15 protein-coding genes are annotated in these 21,267 nt (G+C 70.5%); 8 read left to right on the top strand and 7 right to left on the bottom strand.

What is annotated here, in order from left to right:
- The first annotated feature begins 17 nt into the window (after positions 1–17).
- The 3 genes from ACI2L1_RS33990 (at position 18) to ACI2L1_RS33980 (ending at position 3,759) form a co-directional block, all read left to right on the top strand.
- On the top strand, positions 18–1,004 hold the full coding sequence (locus ACI2L1_RS33990; RefSeq protein ID WP_404743271.1) for a glycosyltransferase family 2 protein: 987 nt from the start codon (positions 18–20) through the stop codon (positions 1,002–1,004).
- Positions 1,004–2,347, top strand: coding sequence for an alpha-2,8-polysialyltransferase family protein (locus ACI2L1_RS33985; protein ID WP_404743270.1), 1,344 nt, complete (start codon positions 1,004–1,006; stop codon positions 2,345–2,347). The genes ACI2L1_RS33990 and ACI2L1_RS33985 overlap by 1 nt, the downstream gene beginning before the upstream one ends.
- 278 nt (positions 2,348–2,625) lie before the next feature.
- A complete protein-coding gene (locus ACI2L1_RS33980) occupies positions 2,626–3,759 on the top strand; it encodes an acyltransferase family protein (protein WP_404743269.1) in 1,134 nt (377 codons plus the stop codon).
- A 99-nt stretch (positions 3,760–3,858) separates the two neighbouring features.
- Here the strand turns inward: ACI2L1_RS33980 and ACI2L1_RS33975 are convergent, their stop codons facing one another.
- Both ACI2L1_RS33975 and ACI2L1_RS33970 read right to left on the bottom strand, forming a co-directional pair.
- Positions 3,859–6,063 carry a S1 family peptidase gene (locus tag ACI2L1_RS33975; RefSeq protein WP_404743268.1) on the bottom strand — a complete coding sequence of 735 codons (2,205 nt, stop codon included), beginning with the start codon at positions 6,061–6,063 and terminating at the stop codon, positions 3,859–3,861.
- A 104-nt stretch (positions 6,064–6,167) separates the two neighbouring features.
- Positions 6,168–6,719 (bottom strand): hypothetical protein, encoded by a 552-nt coding sequence (locus tag ACI2L1_RS33970; RefSeq protein ID WP_404743267.1) that lies wholly within the window; start codon positions 6,717–6,719, stop codon positions 6,168–6,170.
- Between the two features lie 301 nt (positions 6,720–7,020).
- On the opposite strand from ACI2L1_RS33970, the gene ACI2L1_RS33965 reads away from it, so the two are divergent.
- Positions 7,021–7,935: a class I SAM-dependent methyltransferase gene (locus ACI2L1_RS33965; RefSeq protein ID WP_404743266.1), complete on the top strand. Its 915-nt coding sequence runs from the start codon at positions 7,021–7,023 to the stop codon at positions 7,933–7,935.
- On the opposite strand, the gene ACI2L1_RS33960 is transcribed toward ACI2L1_RS33965, so the two are convergent.
- Positions 7,925–8,587, bottom strand: coding sequence for a TetR/AcrR family transcriptional regulator (locus tag ACI2L1_RS33960; RefSeq protein ID WP_404743265.1), 663 nt, complete (start codon positions 8,585–8,587; stop codon positions 7,925–7,927). The genes ACI2L1_RS33965 and ACI2L1_RS33960 overlap by 11 nt on opposite strands.
- 71 nt (positions 8,588–8,658) lie before the next feature.
- Here ACI2L1_RS33960 and ACI2L1_RS33955 point away from each other — a divergent pair, with 71 nt between their 5' ends.
- Complete coding sequence (locus tag ACI2L1_RS33955; RefSeq protein ID WP_404743264.1) at positions 8,659–10,062, top strand: FAD-dependent oxidoreductase; 1,404 nt, start codon at positions 8,659–8,661, stop codon at positions 10,060–10,062.
- Positions 10,063–10,067: 5 nt separating this feature from the next.
- On the opposite strand, the gene ACI2L1_RS33950 is transcribed toward ACI2L1_RS33955, so the two are convergent.
- Together ACI2L1_RS33950 and ACI2L1_RS33945 are read right to left on the bottom strand one after the other, a co-directional pair.
- The gene (locus tag ACI2L1_RS33950; protein ID WP_404743263.1) at positions 10,068–10,649 is read right to left on the bottom strand and encodes a Uma2 family endonuclease; all 582 of its coding nucleotides are present in this window, start codon (positions 10,647–10,649) and stop codon (positions 10,068–10,070) included.
- A gap of 93 nt (positions 10,650–10,742) precedes the next feature.
- Complete coding sequence (locus tag ACI2L1_RS33945; RefSeq protein WP_404743262.1) at positions 10,743–12,323, bottom strand: methylmalonyl-CoA mutase; 1,581 nt, start codon at positions 12,321–12,323, stop codon at positions 10,743–10,745.
- A gap of 124 nt (positions 12,324–12,447) precedes the next feature.
- Between ACI2L1_RS33945 and ACI2L1_RS33940 the strand changes: the two genes are divergently transcribed.
- Positions 12,448–13,266: a L,D-transpeptidase family protein gene (locus ACI2L1_RS33940; protein WP_404743261.1), complete on the top strand. Its 819-nt coding sequence runs from the start codon at positions 12,448–12,450 to the stop codon at positions 13,264–13,266.
- Between the two features lie 229 nt (positions 13,267–13,495).
- Here ACI2L1_RS33940 and ACI2L1_RS33935 read toward each other — a convergent pair whose 3' ends face one another.
- Together ACI2L1_RS33935 and ACI2L1_RS33930 are read right to left on the bottom strand one after the other, a co-directional pair.
- Positions 13,496–14,626, bottom strand: a complete 1,131-nt coding sequence (locus ACI2L1_RS33935; protein ID WP_404743260.1) for a hypothetical protein — start codon at positions 14,624–14,626, stop codon at positions 13,496–13,498.
- Positions 14,626–15,288: an RNA polymerase sigma factor gene (locus ACI2L1_RS33930; protein ID WP_404743259.1), complete on the bottom strand. Its 663-nt coding sequence runs from the start codon at positions 15,286–15,288 to the stop codon at positions 14,626–14,628. Before ACI2L1_RS33930 ends, ACI2L1_RS33935 begins: the two co-directional genes overlap by 1 nt.
- A gap of 1,131 nt (positions 15,289–16,419) precedes the next feature.
- Here ACI2L1_RS33930 and ACI2L1_RS33925 point away from each other — a divergent pair.
- Positions 16,420–17,094: a response regulator transcription factor gene (locus tag ACI2L1_RS33925; RefSeq protein WP_404743258.1), complete on the top strand. Its 675-nt coding sequence runs from the start codon at positions 16,420–16,422 to the stop codon at positions 17,092–17,094.
- Positions 17,095–17,137: 43 nt separating this feature from the next.
- Complete coding sequence (gene eccCa, locus ACI2L1_RS33920; RefSeq protein ID WP_404743257.1) at positions 17,138–21,115, top strand: type VII secretion protein EccCa; 3,978 nt, start codon at positions 17,138–17,140, stop codon at positions 21,113–21,115.
- Positions 21,116–21,267 lie beyond the last annotated feature (152 nt).

Raw genomic sequence — 21,267 nt, 5'->3', positions numbered from 1 at the left:
CTTCTAGCGTTCCTCGGGTGCCTAAGCTCTCCGTCATCGTGCCGTTCTACAACGTGCAGCAATACGCCCCGGACACCCTCCGAAGTCTTCGGATGAATGCCCGTCGAGACTTCGAGTTCGTGCTGGTGAACGACAAATCCAAGGACGAAACTCCGGCGATTCTCGACCGTGCGGCCGAGGATCTCTCGGACGTCGCCCAGGTGCAGGTCATCCACCACGAGACGAACGGAGGGCTCGCCACCGCGCGCAACACCGGCCTGGACGCGGCGCGCGGCGAGTACCTGACGTTCCTGGACGGCGACGACTGGCTCGCGCCGGGATACCTCACGGAACTGGTGACCGCCATCGAGGAGTTGGGCTGCGACTTCGTCCGCACCGACCATGTGCAGACGGTCGCGCGCGCCCGTACCGTGCACCGGGTCCCGATCGGGCGGCGGAACGAGGTGATGAATCCCCGGGACGCGATCCTGCCCGCCGACCGCTCGACCTCCGTGGACTACGCGTACGCGTGGGCCGGCGCCTACCACCGCCGGCTGCTCGACAAGGGTCTGCTGCACTTCACCCACGGGCTGCGCACGGCCGAGGACCGGCCGTGGATCTGGAAGCTGCACCGCGAGGCCGAGTCGTTCGCCGTGGTGAGCCTGCTGGGCGTGTTCTACCGGCGCGGGGTGGCCTCCTCGCTGACCCAGATCGGCGACGCCCGCCAGCTCGACTTCATCCGCGCCTTCGACCAGGTCATCGAGGAGACGGCCGCGGACCGGGACGCCGACCAGCTGCTGCCCAAGGCGGTGCGCACCTACTGCGCGATCATCGCTCACCATCTCTCCGACGAGTCCAAGTGGGAGCCGTCCGTCGCCAAGCAGCTGCGGGCGATGAGCGCGGCGGCCATAAAGCGGATGCCGCAGGACATGCTCGGTGACGTACTCGACACCATGGACCTGCGCCGCTCCGCCAAGCTGCGGCGGCTGCGGCGGCGGGTCACCTCTGCTAAGGCGGCCGCGTGATGTCCCCGACCGGTTCCCGTACGACCCAGATCTTCTGCGCCTCCACGCTGTACGGCGCGGTCACGCTGGCCACCGCGATCGACTCGGACCTCTTCGAGGAGGCCGAGCGCCGGGTGCTGCTGGTGTTCAACAACACCGCGACGCCGGAGACCTCGACGCCACTGGACGAGATGCCGGGCTTCGGGCCGCTGCGCGACCACTTCGACGAGGTGCTGTCCTGGAACGAGGCCATCCGCCCCTTCCACCCTGGCTCCTGGGCTCCGCGCCCGGACGACGTCCCCCTCTTCGAGCGCTATCTGCGGCTGCTGTGGGGGCTCGGCGACGACCGGGTCGAACTGGTCCTGGAGTCCATCCAGGTCACCCCCGCCCTCACCGTCGCGCAGATCTTCACCGGCGCTCCCGTCGACGTCTACGCCGACGGACTGATGAGCTACGGCCCCACCCGCAACAAGCTCGACCCGCTGGTCGGCACCCGGGTGCGCAGACTGCTCCATCTGGACCTGATCCCGGGTCTCACGCCGATGCTGCTCACCGAGTTCGACGTGCCGCCGGTCGTGGTGCCGACATCCGCCTTCCTCAAGACGATGGGTGAACTCATCGCCTCCGTCGAGGAGTTGCCGCAGCTTCCGGACAACGCGGCGCTGCTGCTGGGCCAGTACCTCTCCGCGCTGGACATCCTCTCCCCCGAAGAGGAGGAGAACCTGCATGTACGGATGCTGAAGGGCGCGGTCGCCAAGGGGCACCGTTCGGTCGTCTTCAAGCCGCACCCCAGCGCACCGGCCCGCTTCAGCCGCGCCCTGGAGGCCGAGGCCGAGAAGCTCGGCGTGGACCTCACCGTCCTGGACACACCCGTACTCGCCGAGGTGCTGTTCGAGAAGGCCCGGCCCGCACTGGTCGTCGGCTGCTTCTCCACCGCGCTGTTCACCGCCTCCGCCCTGTACGACCTGCCCGCCGCGCGCATCGGCACCGAGCTGCTGCTTGAGCGGCTGACGCCCTACCAGAACAGCAACCGGGTCCCGGTCGTGCTGGCGGATGCGGTGCTGCCGGACCTGGAGGGCCGGGGCGGCGAGGAGGCGGTGCCCGCCGACACGCTCAACGAGCTGATCACCGCGCTGAGTTTCACCCTGCAGCCGCAGATCCACCCGCCGCTGCGCCCGGTCGCGGAACGCTATCTCTCGAAGCACTTCGGCCCGCGCACCCGGCGCTACTTCCGGAAGAAGCGCCTCACCGCGCTCGGTCTGCCCGGCGGCATCCCCGAGCGGCTGGCCTTCCTGCCGCACAACGCGACCGCACGCCGGGTGGTGCGCCGGGCACGGGCCCTGAAAAAGGCCGTACGACGGTAGGCGACAGGTACTCCCGGTCGAACGGGGCGTGACGGACTTGTGTCACGCCCCGTTCGGGTTGTTCGGCGGGTACATCCGACAGGTCGGCGCGACTGCCGAAGTCGGAGCAGCGGGCAGGGGGTTGCTCCGGGGAGCCGGAAAGAGTACGGGAATCCTGTACGACAGCCAGGTGAACCCTTGGAGAGGACTGGGCAAAGGGCCGCCTCGTCGAACAAAAGTACTCAGGGTGATGCCTAACCTGCTGGTGGACGCCACTTCTGCCTGCTAGGGGTACCACCGTGACCGAGACGGTCCTGAGCACGACCAAGCCACAGCCCGTCCCGGCCGCACCCGTGGAGATCGTGCCGGTGAAGCGTGAGGGCGGTCGGCTCCGTGCTCTGGACGGACTGCGGCTGGTGGCCGCGCTGATGGTGGCGTTCTACCACTACGGCGGCCGCGGTGGCTTCGTCACCCAGGCCTGGGGCGGCTCCGCCAAGGAGCAGTTCCCCACCCTGCACACGCCTTTCGCCTACGGCTGTCTCGGCGTCGAGGTCTTCTTCGTCATCAGCGGCTTCGTCATCTGCATGAGCGGCTGGGGCCGTTCCCTGCGTTCCTTCTTCGCCTCCCGGGTGTCCCGGCTGATGCCCGCCTACTGGGTGGCCGTCATCCTCGTCACCGCGGTGTTCGCGCTGCCGGTGGTCGCCTACAAGACGGTCTCGCCGAGCGACGCCCTGGTGAACCTGACGCTGCTCCAGCAGCCGCTGGGCGCCGACCGGGTGCTGGGCGTCGACTGGACGCTGTGGGCGGAGATCCGCTTCTACGCCCTGTTCGCCCTGCTGGTGGTCCTGCCGGGGGTGACCAGGCGCCGGGTCATCATGTTCTCGGTGTGCTGGCTGCTGGCGGCGGCGATCGCGCAGGGGGCGAACCAACCCCTGCTGGACATCGTGCTGATGCCGGAGTACGCGCCGTTCTTCATTGGCGGGATGGGCCTGTACCTGGTCCACCGCGACCGCAGGGACGCCTACGCCTGGGGCATCGCCGTGGCCGGTTTCCTGGTCGGCCAGCACTACATGGTGCAAGAGCTGTGGAACGCCTCCGACCCGAACGCCTTCGCCCACCGCACCTCGTTCGGCATCATCCTGGTCGTCGCCTTCGGCTTCGTCGCCGTCGCCGCGATCGCGGTCGGCTGGCTGGACTGGGCCAACTGGCGCTGGCTGACGGTGGCCGGCGCGCTGACGTACCCCTTCTACCTGGTCCACGAGCACCTGGGCTGGGTGGCGATCAAGGCCCTCCATCAGAACCTCGGCCTCCCGTCGGCGGTGACCTTCCCCCTGACCATCACCCTGATGCTGACGCTGGCCTACCTGCTGTACCGGCTCGTGGAGAAGCCACTGACACCGCGCCTGCGGGCAGCCCTGAACCAGGCACGCTGAGCCGGTCCCCGAGCGCGTGCACAACTCTCGCGAGACCGGTGGGGCCCCCGTCTCACCGGCCGCGGGCCGCGGCCGGTGAGACGTCTGTAGAGGCGATCGTCAGCGGATGGCCATGCCGAAGTACTTGCCGGTCAGTGGCAGGCCGCCGGTGCCGGGCTGGTACGTCGTCACCGTGGCGCCGGTGCCGCCCATGGCGTTCGACCACGGGATGCCGTGGACCGCGCCGCGCTCGGCGGGGCCGTACGGCATGCCGATCCACAGGTGGGTGCCGGTGGCGTTGAGGAACTGGCCGGCCTTCTGGGAAGCGCCCGGAGTGCCGGGCAGGCCGCGCTCGTTGCCCGCCTGGATCCAGTGGTCGGAGTCGCCGGGCGCGCCCAGCAGCGAGAAGGTCTGCACGACGCCCGCGTCCGTGGCGGTGTCGATGTCCTTGCCGGGGACGCCGACCGCGAGCAGCAGCGTCGAGGCGGTTCCGACGGCCCTGGGGGCCGTGTTGGCGGCGGCCACCGACGTGCCGAACCCGTCGTCGGTCGCCGAGGCCCCGCTCACGCCCGCGACGCCCTGGTGGATGGTGGCCAGCTCGGTGACCGTGCCGGAGGCGGCGATGCGCAGGGTGGAGACCTGTCCGGCGTCGGCGTAGGAGGTGGTGCCCACCCACAGGGTCTCGCCGGGGGTGCCGACCGCGAGGATCGAGTCGGTCGCGGAGGCCGCGCCCTCGGGACGGTAGGCGATCATCGAGAGGGAGGCGCCGAACCCGTCGCCCGCCTCGGCGGCGTCGCTGATGCCGGTGCTGTCCTGGTCGACGGTGGCCACCGGGGTGGGGATGCCGGCCGCGCTCACCGTGTGCTTGAAGACCGTCACCGAACCGGCGTCCGCCGCGCCCGAGTCCGAGGTCTCGCCCGGGGCGCCGATGGCGAGGTTGTTCGGTGAGCCCGCGAGAGCGGCGCCGAATCGGTCGTTCGCCTCGATGACGCCCACCACGCCGGTGTCGTCCTGGTGGACCGAGGTGTTGGTGGAGCCGCGCAGATAGAAGACCAGACCGGCGTCCACATAGCCCTTGAGGTTCTTGCCGGGCACGCCGATCGCCAGATACGGCTCACCGTCGGCGGTGGTGCCGGCGGCCAGCGCGGCGCCCATCCCGTCGCCCTCGTACGAGGTGTTCTCGTTGATGGCGCCGGTGCCGAAGCCCTGCTGGTAGTTGAACGAGGCCTTGCCCTGGCCCAGGCCGTCGGGCGAGCCGTGGATGACGGACACCAGACCGCCGTCGGCGATGTCGCCGATGTCCTCGTGCGGGGTGCCGACGATCAGGTCGGAGCAGCCGTCCTCGTCCCAGTCGACGACGGCGAGTGTCTCGCCGAAGCGGTCGCCGGCCTCGGCGCCGCCGGGGACGTAGAGGAGGTCCTGGTGGAGCGCGACGGACTCGCGGCCGCCGCCGTAGACGATCTTGACGAGACCGGCCTCCGAAAGGCCGCTGACGGACGCCATCGGGTCGCCCACGGCGACGTCCTCGACGCCGTCGCAGTCGAAGTCGGTGATCCGGGTCGCGCTCACCTTGGACGCGACCCAGTCGCCGAGGTCGTCGACGCGCGTCGCGATACCGCCTGTGCGGGTCTCGGAGGAGTCGGTGCCGAAGCAACCGCCCTGCCAGGAACGGCTGTTGACGGCGACCAGGGCAGCCGTGCCGTTGGTCACGCGGACCTCGGGGCCGCCCGCGTCCCCCGCGCACACGGCGGCGTTCTGGCCGGTGATGGTGGCGGTCGTGCCGTCCGAGGAGTCCACCGACAGCGTGCCGGTGTGCAGCTTGAGCGGCGCCCACTCGTCCCGGGTACGGCCGTACCCGGCGAAGGTCAGGGTCTCGCCCGCGGTGGCCTGCGTGGCCGCGAGGGCAACCGGCGTCACGCCCGTGACCGGGCGGTTCAGGCGGGCGAGGACCAGGTCGCGGTCGGTGCGCGGGACCAGTTCGACGACCGTGCGGACCACACCGTCGGTGCCGGTCAGGTCGGTGCGTCCGATGGTCGCGGTGGTCGTGAGCTTCGGCTTGCCGGCCGGCACGGTGAGGCTTGCGGCCGGGTCGTCGGCGAAGCAGCTTGCGGCGGTCAGCAGCCACTGCGTGTCGACGAGGGTGCCGGAACAGGCACGGGTGCCGTCGCCGATGTCGAGGCGGGCGGTGTAGCCGTAGGTGGCGTCGGACGCGGCGGTGCCGGCGACGGCCTGCGCGGCGGGTGTGGCACCGACCGCGAGCGGCGCCACGATGAGCGCCGTGGCGAGTGCGAAACGGCGCACGGAACCTGTGTGTTGGGTGACCATGACTTCCTTGGGTCGAGGTCCGCCGTCCGGGCGGACGCGGGACAGCGCAGCGGCTGAGAGGGCTCTCTGGCTCTCGGGGTGGCGTGACTCGCCTGCCCCTGGCGCTACTTGGAGGTCCTGATCTCCACGAGCATGAACTCACGCCCCTGTTCGTCCGCGCTCTCGCCCACGGGGGTCCACGCGTTCTGGGCGATGTCGTACGACTGCTCCTCGGTACCGACCGTCATGTCGACCTGGGTCGCGTAGTCGTTGCCGCGGACGGCGTACACCGAGGGGATCTCCAGCGACAGATAGCCGGAGTTGCCGGTGGCCCGGAAGCAGACCCTGTCGCCCCGGTCACGGGCCCAGACCTCCAGCAGACCGTCGGGGCCGCACTCGGCGAGGACGATGTGGCCGTCGCCCCGCTTGAGGGTGATGCCCTGCTCGGCGAGGATCTTGTCGGCTCCCGGGTAGGCGAAGTCCTCGACCGCGTAGCCGGGTGCCTCGTCGGCGACGGAGCCGAGCGCGGCGGCGCTGCCGCCGTGCTGTGCGGACGCCCCGGACGAGCCGTTGGCCACCGCGATCCAGGCGAGCGCGGCCACCGCCGCGGTGCCCAGCGCGCGGCGTATGTATGTCTTTCCCCTCGACCGCGGCGAATCAGCGGATCTTTCCCTCATCACAGTCCTTTTCGTCGATTCCGGACACGGGATCGAGGGGACTGGGCCGTGGATAGAAAATATGAAGGCAGGGAATTACATAAAAGCGCGTCCATAACGTCACCCCCGTCGGCAGTCACTCGACAGCCCGCATGCAAAGCACTCATGAAATCCACGCACCGAGGACACCGAATTAACCTTACGTGAACCACAGGAAACAGAACGGCAAATGGCGGGCGTCAAATGGAGACCTGCAGGTGAAGTGAACAAAATCGGGTGCTCGGAGGTGTTCGGCGGGCGCCTCGGTGAGCAAGAGTGGCTCATGGCCGATTCACAGCAGACGCATACGCCACCCCGTCAGTTCGCCGACGTCCCGGGGTGGTTCCCCCCGTTGGACCAGGTGTTGTTCACCTGGTTCCTGGACCGGCAGCGGTCGCTGAGCGTCGAAGGGGACGTGCTCGAACTGGGCGTCTACATGGGCAAGAGCGCGATCCTGCTCGGGCGGCACCTCCGGGACGGGGAGCGGTTCACGGTCTGCGACCTGTTCGGGGGCGAGGCACCGGACGGCGCCAACCGCGCCGAGACCTCCAAGTCGTACGCCTCCCTGACCCGGCAGGCCTTCGAGCGGAACTACCTCTCCTTCCACGACAGCCTGCCCACGGTGATCGAGGGCCCCACGTCGGTCGTGCCCGACGAAGTGGACAAGGACAGCTGCCGGTTCGTGCACATCGACGCCTCGCACCTGTACGAGCACGTGTACGGCGACATCGGCGCGGCCCGCGAGATCCTGCGGCCCGAGGGTGTCGTCGTCCTCGACGACTTCCGGTCCGAGCACACGCCGGGGGTCTCCGTCGCCGTATGGGAGGCCGTCCTGAACCGTGGGCTGCGGCCGATCTGCCTCAGCACGCAGAAGCTGTACGGGACGTGGGGCGACCCGGAGCCGGTTCAGGAGGAGTTGCTGGAGATGCTGCGGGGGCGGACGGACGTGGGGCTGAGCGTGCAGGAGGCGGCGGGGCATCGGCTGGTGCGGGCGCGGGCGAAGGGGATGCAGGCACCGCCGTTCCCGCGCTCACGGCACTTCACGGAACCGGCGGTGACACCGGTGGTGACACCGGCGGTTGCGCCGTCGGCGGCTCCGGCCGCGACCCCCCGCCGCCGCTCCCGGATCCGCCACCTCGGGGCCGAACTGCTCCCCCCGATCGTCACCCGGACCCTGCGCCGCAGGTTCAGCAACTGAGCCCCTGGACCCCGTACCGCGTCCCGATTCCTTCGACCACCAAGGCCAGGCCCTCCTCGAAGTGCCGGTCGTAGTCCTGGAAGATCTCCGCGCCCGCCGCCGCCGACAACGGGAAGTCGGCCATCAGGCGGGCGCGTTCCTCCACGTCGAAGCCCTCCCGGCGCTCGCCCGGCAAGGGCTCCACGCCCTGTTCCTCGGTGACGAAGCCGAGCGTGTAGAGGTACGACGTCGAGGTGGCCCGGACCGCCTGGGGGAGGGTGAAGCCGGCGGTCGTGAAGAGGCTCAGGGTCTCCTCCATCTGCTCGACATGCACCAGGCCGGTGAAGCGTGAGCCGCTGTAGACCTTGGCGCCGTCGCGGTAGCCGAGCAGGGCGGTGCGCAGGCCGCGGTTGGACTTGAGGAGCCGTTCCCGCCAGGTGTCGGACGGGTCGAGCTCGGAACCGGCGATCATCCGCCGGAACATCTCCGTCGCCATCTCGTCGAGCAGCGCCTGCTTGTCCTTGAAGTGCCAGTACAGGGCGGGCGCCTTGACGTCGAGTTCTCTGGCGATGGCCCGCAGGGTGAGGCCGTCCAGGCCCACCTCGTTCAGCAGCCTCAGGGCGGTGTCGGCGACCCGTGCGCGGTCGAGGGGCGGGCGTTTCTCCGTACTCACGCTTGACAGATTAACAGCGTTAAGGGCACTGTCGAGGCCAAGGGCACTTAACGACGTTAAGGAGACTGCGTATGAACACGGACGTACTGGTCGTCGGCGCGGGACCCACGGGCCTCGCCCTCGGCATCGACCTCGTCCGGCGTGGTGTGGACGCGCTGGTGGTGGAGAAGGCCGACCGGCTGTTCCCGGGCTCGCGCGGCAAGGGCATCCAGCCGCGCACGATGGAGGTCTTCGACGACCTGGGTGTGCTCGACGCAATCCTCGCGGTCGGCGGCGAGTACCCGGTCGGGATGGTCTGGCAGGACGGCGAGCGGGTGGGCGAGCACCGGATGTTCGACCCGGCCGAGGCCACCGACGACTCGCCGTACTCCACGCCCTGGATGGTGCCGCAGTGGCGTACCCAGGAGGTGCTGTACGCGCGCCTTGAGGAGCTGGGCGGGCGGGTGTCCTTCGGGCGGGAGGCCGTGGGGTTCGAGCAGGACGCCGACGGGGTGACCGTGCGCTTCGCGGTGGGCGCGGACGTCCGCGCCCGGTACGTGGTCGCCGCCGACGGCGGGCGCTCGGTCGTCCGCCGGGGCCTCGGCATCGGCATGACCGGCGGGACGGTCGACCCGAACCCGGTCCTCGTCGCGGACGTCCGCATCAGTGGCCTGGACCGGGACAACTGGCATGTCTTCCCGCCGCGCGGCGAGGGCGACGGCTTCCTCGCGATCTGCCCGCTGGCCGGCACGGAGGACTTCCAGCTGGTCGCCCAGTTCCCGGAAGGGGCGCCGGTGGACCTGTCCCTGGAGGGCATCCGCAAGGTCGCCGCCGCGCGCTCGCACCTCGCGCCCGAGGACATCACGGAGGTCCGCTGGGCTTCGGACTTCCGCCCCCGGGCGGCCCTCGCCGACCGCTTCGCCTCCGGCCGGGTCTTCCTCGCCGGGGACGCGGCCCACGTCCACTCCCCCGCGGGCGGACAGGGCCTCAACACCAGCGTCCAGGACGCGTACAACCTGGGCTGGAAGCTGGGGGCGGTGCTGCGCGGCGGGGCCCCCGCCTCCCTCCTCGACACCTACGAGGAGGAGCGCCGCCCCATCGCCGCCCACATGCTCGGCATCTCGACGGGCGTGCACCGCGGCGAGGTCCGGCGCGGCAAGGCGACCGTCCAACTCGGTCTGGGCTACCCGGAGTCCTCACTCACGGAGGAGACCCGGGCGGAGGCGGGCCCGGTCCGCGCGGGCGACCGCGCACCGGACGCGAGGGTCGGGGACGTACGCCTCTTCGACGCCTTCCGGGGGCCGCACTGGACGCTGCTGGCGCTGGGCGTGGAGGCACCGGAGGTACCTGTGCGCGTAGTGCCCGGGCCGGCACACGAGAAGTACGGCACGGGCCTGTTCCTCATCCGCCCCGACGGATACGTCGGCTGGGCGGGCGGCTCCACGGTCGGGGTCGGGGTCGGGATCGGCGAGTACCTCGCCCGTTTCTCGGCGTGAACCGGTCAGTCGTCGCCGTCGAGCAGCGTGTCGACCGCGAGGTCGAGGCTGATGCCGACGGACTCCGGGACGGGCACCGTCTGGCCTCGCTTGCAGCGGACGGGGTCGGGGTACTTTCCGTCGGCCGGATCCTGGTAGAGGAGAACCTCGTCGTGTTTGCGGTCGACGATGAGGTAGGCCGGGATACCTGCCTGGGCGTAGCACTCGACCTTGGGGCCGAGGTCGTCGGACCAGTTCGACGACGTGACCTCCGCGACCATGCGGAAGACGTTCGGGGCGTAGTAGTTCTTCGTGACGTGGGCGTCGCGGAAGTCCTCATCGACGATGGAGAGATCAGGGATCGCGAAGTCCGAAGGCAGCGTGGGCAGCCAGAGGCCGACGCCCTGGACCCATTCAGCGTCGCTTTCCGCGATACCGGCGCGTTCGAGCGCCCTGCACAGCTTCGTCAACGACAACCCGTGAGAGCCGTCCGGCGGTGGTGTCACAGTGAGCCTCCCCTGGAGAATCTCCACGCGGTGGCCAGGCAGTGCACGGGCGAGCTGGTCCGCGGCCTCACCCAGAGTCAGCTCTTGCTGCAGTACGGCCATGGCGTCCTCCTTCTCGGGGCCCACTCTGCAACGAGCGTAACCGGAGACATGCGGGTTCGGTTCGTGATCACCCAAAGGGAGTAACAGCCCTGTTCAGAACGCATCGCTCGGCACGTACGTCCCCCACACCTCGCGCAGTGCGTTGCACACCTCCCCCACCGTCGCCCGGGACCGGAGCGCCTCCTTCATGGGGTAGAGGACGTTGTCCTCGCCCTCGGCCGCCTTCTTCAGGGCGGCGAGGGCCGTGTCCACCGCGGGCTGGTCGCGCTCGGTGCGGAGCCGGGCAAGCCGCTCCGCCTGCCGGGCCTCGATCGCCGGGTCCACTCGCAGCGGCTCGTAGGGCTCCTCCTCGTCGAGCCGGAAGCGGTTGACGCCGACCACGACCCGCTCGCCGGAGTCGGTCTGCTGGGCGATGCGGTAGGCGGAGTGTTCGATCTCGTTCTTCTGGAAGCCGTGCTCGATGGCGGCGACGGCGCCGCCGAGGTCCTCGACCTTCCGCATCAGCTCCAGGGCGGCCGCCTCCACGTCGTCCGTCATCTTCTCGACGACGTACGAGCCCGCGAACGGGTCGACCGTCGCCGTCACGTCGGTCTCGTACGCCAGCACCTGCTGGGTGCGCAGGGCCAGGCGGGCGGACTTGTCGGTCGGGAGGGCGATCGCCTCGTCGAAGGAGTTGGTGTGCAGGGACTGGGTGCCGCCGAGGACCGCCGCCAGGCCCTGGACGGCGACCCGGACCAGATTGACCTCCGGCTGCTGGGCCGTCAGCTGGACACCGGCCGTCTGCGTGTGGAAGCGCAGCATCTGGGACTTGGGGTTCCGCGCGCCGAACTCGTCCCGCATCACCCGCGCCCAGATCCGGCGCGCCGCACGGAACTTGGCGACCTCCTCCAGGAGTGTCGTCCGCGCCACGAAGAAGAAGGAGAGCCGGGGGGCGAAGTCGTCGACGTCCATGCCGGCCGCGACCGCCGTACGGACGTACTCGATGCCGTCGGCCAGTGTGAAGGCGATCTCCTGCGCGGGCGAGGCACCCGCCTCCGCCATGTGGTAGCCGGAGATCGAGATGGTGTTCCACCGGGGGATCTCGGCGTTGCAGTACTTGAAGATGTCGGCGGTCAGACGGAGAGAGGGCTTCGGCGGGAAGATGTACGTTCCGCGCGCGATGTACTCCTTCAGTACGTCGTTCTGGATCGTGCCGGTGAGCCTGTCGGCGCTGACGCCCTGCTCCTCGGCGACCAGTTGGTACAGGAGCAGGAGCAGCGCCGCCGGTGCGTTGATCGTCATCGATGTCGACACCTGGTCCAGCGGGATCCCGTCGAGCAGCACCCGCATGTCCTCGACCGAGTCGATCGCGACCCCCACCTTGCCGACCTCGCCGTGGGCGATCGGGGCGTCGGAGTCGTGGCCCATCTGGGTGGGCAGGTCGAAGGCGACGGACAGACCGGTCGTGCCGTGGGCGATCAGCTGCCGGTAGCGGGCGTTGGACTCCACGGCCGTACCGAAACCGGCGTACTGGCGCATGGTCCAGGGGCGGCCGGTGTACATCGACGGGTACACGCCGCGCGTGAAGGGATACCCGCCCGGCTCGCCGAGCTTCTCCTCGGGGCTCCAGCCCTCCAGGGCCTCGGGACCGTAGACGGGTTCGATGGGCAGTCCGGACTCCGACTCACGCGTCATGCCCACCACGGTAGGACGGCCCGGGGCGGAACGCCGCCGGGTCGTTCGGGACCGGCCGTCCGGGGGGAGACATCTCAGGGGGATGCCGGTGAGACGACAGGGGGTCCGGATGCGTAGTACGGGCATGGGGAGAGCGTTCGCCGCGCTGCTGGTCCTGGCCATGGCCTGCGGCTGTACGGTGCAGACCGCCGACGGGGACGGCGACGGGAAGCGGCATCTGCCGGTGCGGATCGAGGTCCCGAAGCGCAGCACGCCGCCGACCGACGAGGACCCGAAGCCGAGCGCGACGCCGCCCGGTGAGACCTCCGCGCCCGCCGTGCTGTGGTCGCGCGGCGACTCCGGGCGGGACGTGCGGGAGCTCCAGGCCCGGCTGCGGCAGGTCGCGTGGCTCTACGACGGGCCTACGGGGTCGTACGACGACCTCACCGAGCGCGCGGTCAAGGGGTTCCAGGGCAAGCGCGGGCTGCCGAGGACGGGGAGGACCGACACGGTCACCTGGAAGCGGTTGCTGAACATGACGCACGAGCCGGGCAAGTGGGAGCTGTATCTGATGGGCGGGCAGCCGGCCGACGCGCCGGACCCGCGCTGTCTGACCGGGCGGGTGCTGTGCATCAGCAAGACGAGCCGGACGCTGCGCTGGATGATCGACGGGCGGACGGTGACGACCGTGTCGGTTCGTTTCGGCTCGGTGGGCACACCGACCCGGGAGGGTGTGTTCAGCGTCTACTGGAAGTCACGCCACCATGTGTCGACGCTCTACGACTCCCCGATGCCGTACGCGATGTTCTTCAGCGGCGGCCAGGCGGTGCACTACTCGGCGGACTTCGCCGCCAACGGTTACGCGGGCGCCTCGCACGGCTGCGTCAACGTACGGGACGAGGCGGCGATCGCGGACCTGTTCGCCCAGGTACGCAACGGCGACAAGGTCGTCGTCCACTGGTGAGGCGGGGCGGCGGGCTTCGGCGTTTGGGGCGCGGACGGGACCGGGGGAACGTGTCCCGCCCGCGCCAAGGTGCACGAGCCGTAGGTACGGGGGGAACCCCGGCTCTGTGCGACGGCCGATGACCAGTCGGCTCACTGTGTACTGCGCCGCAGCGGCCGAAAACGTCACACCCACCGCGGCCGAAACCGGGGCGGGTGCGAAACGTGCAGGTCAGAGTGGGTGTACGAGGTCAGAGCGCGCTGTATGTCGGGCTCGGGACCGGTACCTGGCTCGGTGACATCGTTGCCCGGTCCAGGACGAGAGGGGTCTCGAAGGCGGTGTCGGAGGTGTCGCCGTCCGGGCCGGGGGCGTTGTGATCGGGGGCCATGAGCTGCCCGCCGTTCTGGCTGTTCCCGTCGCCCTGGCCGTTGTCGTCCCCTTGGCCGTCCTCGTCGCCGGAGCCGCTCTTGCCGGTGTCCCCGTCGTCGCCGGCGCCGTTTCGGTCGTCGGGGACGGCCTTGGGGTCGTCCTGGGTGCCTGTGCCTGTGCCGGACAGGATGCCCTTGCAGTACTTGCCCACCCGCAGGGGGCCGCCCGCCGCGTCCTCCAGGGACTGCGCCCGTCCGGAGCTCAGGCCCTTGCCGTCGTGCAGGTCGCGGCAGGCCGAGGCGGCTCCGCCCCAGGAGTCGCCGGGACGTACCCCGAGCCCTCCGGAGCTCGTGCCGGGGGTGATTTCGGTGTCGCCGCGTGCCGTGTCGCGCGAGCCGGCCTCGCCGGAGGCGGAGCCCCCGGGCGAGGGCGCGATCTCCGGGACCGGGGCCGTGGGCGAGACGAGCGGGCGGTCCGGGGTGACGGCGGCCGAGACCGAGGCGCCGGGGTCCGGATCGCCGTGTCCCGACGGCGCGAGGACTGCGGTGCCCGCCATGACCGCGGCTCCGCCCACCACTCCGGCGGCCAGTACGGCGGCCAGGGCGAAGTGCGCGGGACGGCGCCGACGGGGTCGCGCGGCCACCGGGTCCGGCGCGCCGATCCGCACGAGACCGGCGTCGGCGGGACCGGCTCCGGCGCGGTGTGCGCCCCGGACGGGAGGGCTGACCCAGTCGTCCGCACGGTCCGCGCGCACCTTGCGGAACGCGGCGAGCGCGGCCTCCTCACCGGGGAGCCCACCGTCGGCCGACGCGGGTTCCGCGCTCAGCGCCTCCAGGGTCTTCGCGAGCCGTTCGGCCTGGTCGCGGACGGCCGCATCGACGGCTTCGAGTGACTCTCCGCGCAGCAGACGCTCCGCTGTCTCCGGGTCCAGCCACCGGTCGGGGGTCCGGCCCGCGCCGGAGCCGTTGGAGGACTCCCCGTCCTCCGGATAGACACAGCGCTCGTCGGCCATCACATGTCCTTCTGCGTCCGCGGACGCATATGCGTCACACTCGCGGACGTCACCGCACGGTCCTGCGGTTCTCGCTGCGGAGGCAGGGCGTCGAGGGCGCCGGCCGATTCCGGATTCTCGCCGAGGAGTTCGGCGAGCCGCTTCAGACCCCGGTGCGCGGCGGTCCGTACCGCGCCGGGCCGCTTGCCCAGGGTCTCGGCGGCGGTCTTGGCGTCCAGGCCGACCACCACCCGCAGGACGACGGCCTCGGCCTGGTCCTGGGGCAGCCGGGCGATGAGCGAGAGCGTGGTGTCGGTGGCCAGCGCCTCGATGGCCTCGCCCGCGGTGTCCGACTCGGCGGGCTTGCCGGTGAGCTCGGTCTCGTCGCCGCCTATGGCGGGGCGGCGGCCGCGCATCCGTATGTGGTCGAGGGCGCGGTTGCGGGCTATACGGGCCGCCCAGCCGCGGAAGCGGTCCGCGTCGCCGTCGAAGCGGTCCAGGTCACGGGCTATCTGCAGCCAGGCCTCGGAGGCCACGTCCTCGGCGTCCGGGTCGCCGACCAGCGTCCGGACGTAGCCGAGCAGCCGCGGGTGCACGGCGCGGTACACAGTCCGGAACGCGCTCTCGTCCCCGTCCTGTGCCGCGAGCACCGCGGCGGTCAACTCCGCGTCGTCCCCCAGCACCCGTGAATCCTCAATACATGGTCGCGATCGATGGTCGCCGCTTCGAGCCGTCGAGGGGTTGTGGTGATCGTTCGAGAGTCGCGTTGATCAGTCAACATCCGCGCCCGGCGCGAAAGGCACGTTACGACCTGAAACCACTGCTCGTCCATGTCCGTACAAAATGCAACTGCCTCGTGATCCGCGGCCGCGGCCTCAGCGGGTGTGACAGAAACCGCACTCATGGCGCTGAAGAAAGTACGGGCCGCCGCGCGGCCCGTGCCGCGCGACGGCCGGGGCCTCTCCTGTGGGGGGTGGCGGCCCCGGCCGTCTCCGCGGTTCTAGCGCTCTGACCTGGTGATTTACACGGAGTCCGTGACCAATGCGCGACCAACGGGCCAGCCGCCTCAGGTGAGCGCGCCCAGCCCGATGCGCTGAGCCGTCCCGGATGCCGGAACGGGGCGCGTGGCCGGCGCGTGACCAACCGCGCGACAGGTAAGGCCCAGTCCCGGAGGGGGCGCCCGACTTCGGTTTCGCTGCAAACCCCGACTGCCCGCGCGAGGAAATTCCAATACCGGCCGGTAGGTATGCAGAGATGAGTTGGCTGGATTCGAGCGGCGGAGCCGAGCGGCCGCACGCCACGAGCACGTGTGGGAAATTCCCGTCAAGAGTCGACAGGGAATTGAGAGCCACGCGACAGTTCGTAATAATTCCGAGGAGATGGCGTGGACAAATGGTGAACACGCCATGAACCGCGCAGCCCTGCGGCCGTATTACCTTCGCCACACACACGGCCGCCGCGCCCACCAAAATCCGCTGGACAGCTAGCCTCTGAGCCCATACGGCCACGTGGGACGCCACGCCGACCCGCCGAGTTGCCAACTCTTGGCTTGACCGGCGCAACCAAGTGCTTTAAAAGTAAAGCGACTTTTGCGGATGTGCAGCATGCGCACATTGCGTCCCGCCTCAGAGAACCCCACTCGCTCCCCCACCCTTCATCTTGCGAGGTACACCTAAATTCGGGGTCTGCCGGTCGGCCGAACCGGCCGCGGGGTTAGCGCCACTCAGTATTGGAGCTTCTATGACCAGTGTCCGATCTCTCGCGGTGCGCGCTGTCACTGCTGCGCACCACCCGGTCGACGCGGGCTGGTCGGTATGGCCGTCCGCGCGGTAGAGGTGCCGGTCGTCGGCGAACGGAACGCGGTGGTCAGCGTGGCCGTGCATGCCGGCGACCCGGTCAGCGGCGAGGGTGCCGTCGCCTGTCTGCGCTCCATCCAAGGGATCACGCTGCTTCCGCCCGACCGCAGGCCCGAAGCCGACGTACTGCTCGTCACGGTCCACCAGACCACCGAGGACATGGTCCGCTGGATGGAACGCGCCGCCACCGAGTCGACCAACCCCGACATGCGCATCGTGCTCGTCGCCGAGACCATCTCCGAACATCACCTGATGCGCGCGGTCACCAGCGGCATGGTCGCCTTCCTGCCGCGCGAGGAGGCCGACCGGGACCGCGTGGTGAAGACCATCCGGGACAGCAAGCGCGACCGCGCGCTCGTCCCCGAACAGATGGTCGGCTGGCTGCTCGAACAGGTCCGGACGATCCAGCGCACCGTGCTGGTGCCCAACGGTCTGACCGTCGGCGGTCTGCAGGAGCGGGAAGTCGAGGTGCTGCGGCTGCTCGCCGACGGCCTGGACACCGTGGAGATAGCGCAGCAGCTCAACTACTCGGAGCGGACCATCAAGAACATCGTCAGCGGCATGCTGACCCGGCTGAACCTGCGCAACCGCTCGCACGCGGTCGCCTACGCGATGCGTTGCGGGGCACTGTGATGCGTTGGGAGCGCTCCCCCGCCATGCTCACGGGAGAAAGCAGATGACCAACACGGTGCCGGTGAAGCGCGGCTCGCGCGCGACCGCTCCCGAGATGCCCGAGGGCGAGATCGAGCTGGCCGAGCCACCGGTGCTCGGTGAGCCGGCGAGCGTGGAGTTCGGGTCGGCGCTGGCCTTTCTCCCCATGGGCCTGGGCTCGGCCGCGATGGCGGTGGGGCTCTCCATGGGCAACGGCTCGCCCACCACGTACATGATGTCCGGGATGATGGGCGTCTCCATGATCGCGATGAGCCTGACCCAGCTCGGGCAGTCGGGCCGCGAACGCAAGCGCCGGATGCGGGCCGAGCGCCGGGACTACCTGCGCTACCTCGCCCAGCTGCGCAAGCAGGCCAGGGACGCCGCGGGCGAGCAGCGGGCCGCTGTCTCCTGGGACCATCCCGAACCCGAGGACCTGTGGTCGCTGGCCATGAGCCCCCGGCTGTGGGAGCGTCGCGCCAGCCACGACGACTTCGCCCGGGTCCGGGCCGGGCTCGGCTCACGGCGGGCCGCGCTGCGTTTCATCCCGCCGGAGACCAAGCCCGTCGAGGACCTCGAACCCCTCTCGGCGATCTCGCTGCGCAGGTTCATCAAGGCCCACCAGACGGTCGAGGGCATGGCGGTCCCCGTCTCGCTGCGCAACTTCAGCAGCGTCGAGTTCGCCGGGGACGGCACCCACGCCTTCGCCCTGGTCCGGTCGATGCTCTGCCAGCTGGCCGTCTTCCACTCCCCGGACGAGCTGCGCATCGCCGTACTCGCCGACGAGCGCAGCCGGGCGGACTGGGACTGGGTGAAGTGGCTGCCGCACAACGCCGATCCGCGCGAGCACGACGCGGCCGGTGCGCGACGGCTCGTCGCCACCGACCACGACGCCCTCATGGACCTGCTCGGCCAGGACGTCAGCGACCGCCCCGACCACGACAAGTCGGAGGCACCCAGCGCATCGGAACCGTTCGTGGTGATCGTCGCCGCCGGTACGCGGATACCGACCGGCTCCCGGCTGCTCGGCGCCGGACTGCGCAACGTCGTCCTGCTCGACCTGACCGGCGCCATGACCGGCGGCTCGAAGGTGCTGCGGCTGACCACCGACAAGGGCCAGGTGACCTTCCCGTCCGGCGACTCGACGGCGACCGCGCGGGCCGACGCGCTGAGCCTCGCCGCGGCCGAGAGCCTGGCCCGGTACCTCGCGCCGATGCGCACCAGCGGGATCGTGGACCTGGTCGACGAACCGTTCGAGAACGACTTCGACCTGACCGCACTGCTCGGCATCCGCGATCCGCGGGCGTTCGACGTGTCCTCCCAGTGGCGGTCGCGCATCCCCCAGCACTCCCGCCTGCGGGTGCCCGTCGGGGTGACCGAGGACGGCGAGATCGTCGAGCTGGACTTCAAGGAGTCCGCCCAGAGCGGCATGGGACCGCACGGTCTGCTGATCGGCGCCACCGGCTCCGGCAAGAGCGAACTGCTGCGCACCCTGGTCATCGGCCTGTGCGCGACCCACTCATCCGAGATCCTCAACCTGGTCCTGGTCGACTTCAAGGGCGGCGCCACCTTCCTCAACATGGAGAAGCTGCCGCACACCTCCGCCGTCATCACCAACCTGGCCGACGAGCTGCCGCTGGTCGACCGGATGCGCGACTCGCTCCAGGGCGAGGTGATCCGCCGCCAGGAACTCCTGCGCGAGGCCGGTTACGCCAACCTCTACGACTACGAGAAGGCCCGGCTCGGCGGTGCCCGGCTCGCCCCGATGCCCTCGCTGCTCCTCATCGTCGACGAGTTCTCCGAACTGCTCTCCAGCAAGCCGGAGTTCATCGAGCTGTTCGTGATGATCGGACGCGTCGGGCGAAGCCTCGGCGTGCACCTGCTGCTCGCCTCGCAGCGACTGGACGAGGGCAGCATCCACAAGGTCGCCGGCCACCTGTCGTACCGGATCGCCCTGCGCACCTTCTCCTCCATGGAGTCGCGCAGCGTCATCGGTGTCACGGGCGCCTACGAGCTGCCCTCGGCGCCGGGCCACGGCTATCTGAAGATCGACACCACCAACCTGGTCCGCTTCAAGGCCGCCTACGTCTCCGGGCCCTGTCCGGAACCGCAGACCCGCGCCCTGACGGCTGACGGCCCGAGCGGGCCGGCCGCCGAGATCGTCCCCTTCGGCCTGGAGCAGCGGCCGCCGCTGCCGGCCGACCTGGCGTCAACCGGCGCGGATGACTCACGGGATCCGGACGAGCCGTCGGACGACGAGGAGCAGTCCGAGAGCTCCGACAGCCTGCTCGACGTACTGATCGACCGGCTCACCGACGCCGGTCCGCCCGCCCGCCAGGTGTGGCTGCCGCCGCTCGACGAGTCGCCGAGCCTGGACCAGTTGCTGCCGGGCATCGTGCCCGACCCGCTGCGCGGGATGAGCGCGAGCGACTACCCGGCGCTCGGCGCCCTGAAGGTTCCGCTCGGCATGGTGGACCGGCCCTACGAGCAGATCCGCGAACTGCTGGTCGCCGACCTCTCCGGGGCCGACGGGCACGTCGGCATCGCGGGAGCACCGCAGACCGGCAAGTCCACCCTGCTGCGCAGCCTGATCCTCTCGCTCGCCCTGACGCACACTCCGGAGGAGGTCCAGTTCTACTGCCTGGACTTCGGCGGCGGCGGCATCGTCTCCGTCTCGGGTCTGCCGCACGTCGGATCGGTGGCCACCCGCCTGGAGCGCGACCGGGTGCTGCGCACCGTCGAGGAGATGACCCAGGTCCTGGAAATGCGCGAGGAGCGCTTCACCAGCCTGGGCCTGGAGTCGATGGCCGCCTACCGCGCGCTGCGCAGGAGCGGGCAGATCGACGACCCGTACGGTGATGTCTTCTTCGTGGTGGACGGGTGGGCCACTCTCCGGCAGGACTTCGAGGAACTGGAGGACCGCGTCGCCGAACTGGCCGCCCGCGGTCTCTCCTACGGCGTGCACGTGGTGGCCTCGGCGGTCCGCTGGTCGGAGATCCGCCCCAAGCAGCGTGACCTGATGGGCACCAAGCTGGAGCTGCGGCTCGGCGACAGCATGGAGTCGGAGGTCGGCACTCGTCAGGCCGCCGGAGTGCCCTCGCGCCCCGGACGCGGTCTCACCAGCTCGGGCCACCACTTCCTGTCCGCGCTGCCCCGGCTCGACGGCTCGTCGGCCATCGAGGACCTGACCACCGCGACCAAGGCCGCGGCAGCCGAGATCGAGACGTTCTGGACCGGCCGGTCGGCACCCGGCGTACGGCTGCTGCCCAGCAACCTGCCGGTGGACCAACTGCCGCCGCCGGACGGCGACATGCGGGCCTGCCTGGGCTGGGACGAGAAGCGCCTGCAGCCTGTCTGGCACGACTTCTCGAAGGTGCCGCACTTGATGACCTTCGGCGACGACGCCACGGGCAAGACCAACGCGCTGCGCCTGGTCGCCAGGGCGATCACCGCCCGCTACACCCCCGCCGAGGCGCGCATCCTGCTCGCCGACCCCGGCCGGCAGCTCCTGCGGGACGTCCCGGAGGAGTACCGCGTCGGCTACGCGGTGGGCACCGAGGCGCTGGCGGAACTCGCGGCCAGTGCCGCGGTGTCGGTGAGCGGCCGGGTGCCCGGCCCCGACATCGCCCCCGAGCGGCTGCCGCAGCGCGACTGGTGGACGGGACCGCGGCTGTTCATGCTCATCGACGACTACGACCTGTTCGCCACCGGCGGCGCCATGGACAACCCGATGACGCCCATGGTGCCGCTGCTGGCCCAGGCCGCCAACATCGGGCTGCACATCGTGGTCGCGCGCAGCACCTCCGGAGCGATGCGCGCCATGATGGACCCGCTGCTGCGCCGGATGTGGGAACTGGGCAGCCCGGCGCTGCTTCTCTCCTACCCCAAGGAGGAGGGCAAGTTCATCGGCGAGGCCAAGCCGCGCACCCTTCCCCCGGGCCGTGCGCAGTTCGTCACCCGGCGCGGTGTCGGGCTGCTCCAGACCGGACTGGCGGCTCCGCCGTGAGCCGGGCCTACGCCGAGCGCCAGGCCTCCGCCAGGAGCCGGGCTTCCGCCGAGCACTGTGCCTCCGCCGAGCGACAGGCCTCCGCCAGGAGCCAGGCCTCCTCCGAGCGCAGGGCCCACGCCGTAAGCCAGGCCTCCGCCGTGAGCCCGGAC

Origin of the sequence: Streptomyces sp. NPDC019531 (genome assembly GCF_044903305.1) — a bacterium.
Taxonomy (GTDB): Bacteria; Actinomycetota; Actinomycetes; order Streptomycetales; family Streptomycetaceae; genus Streptomyces.
Note: the sequence above shows the minus strand (reverse complement) of the source record. Positions and strands in the feature narration are given on the sequence as shown.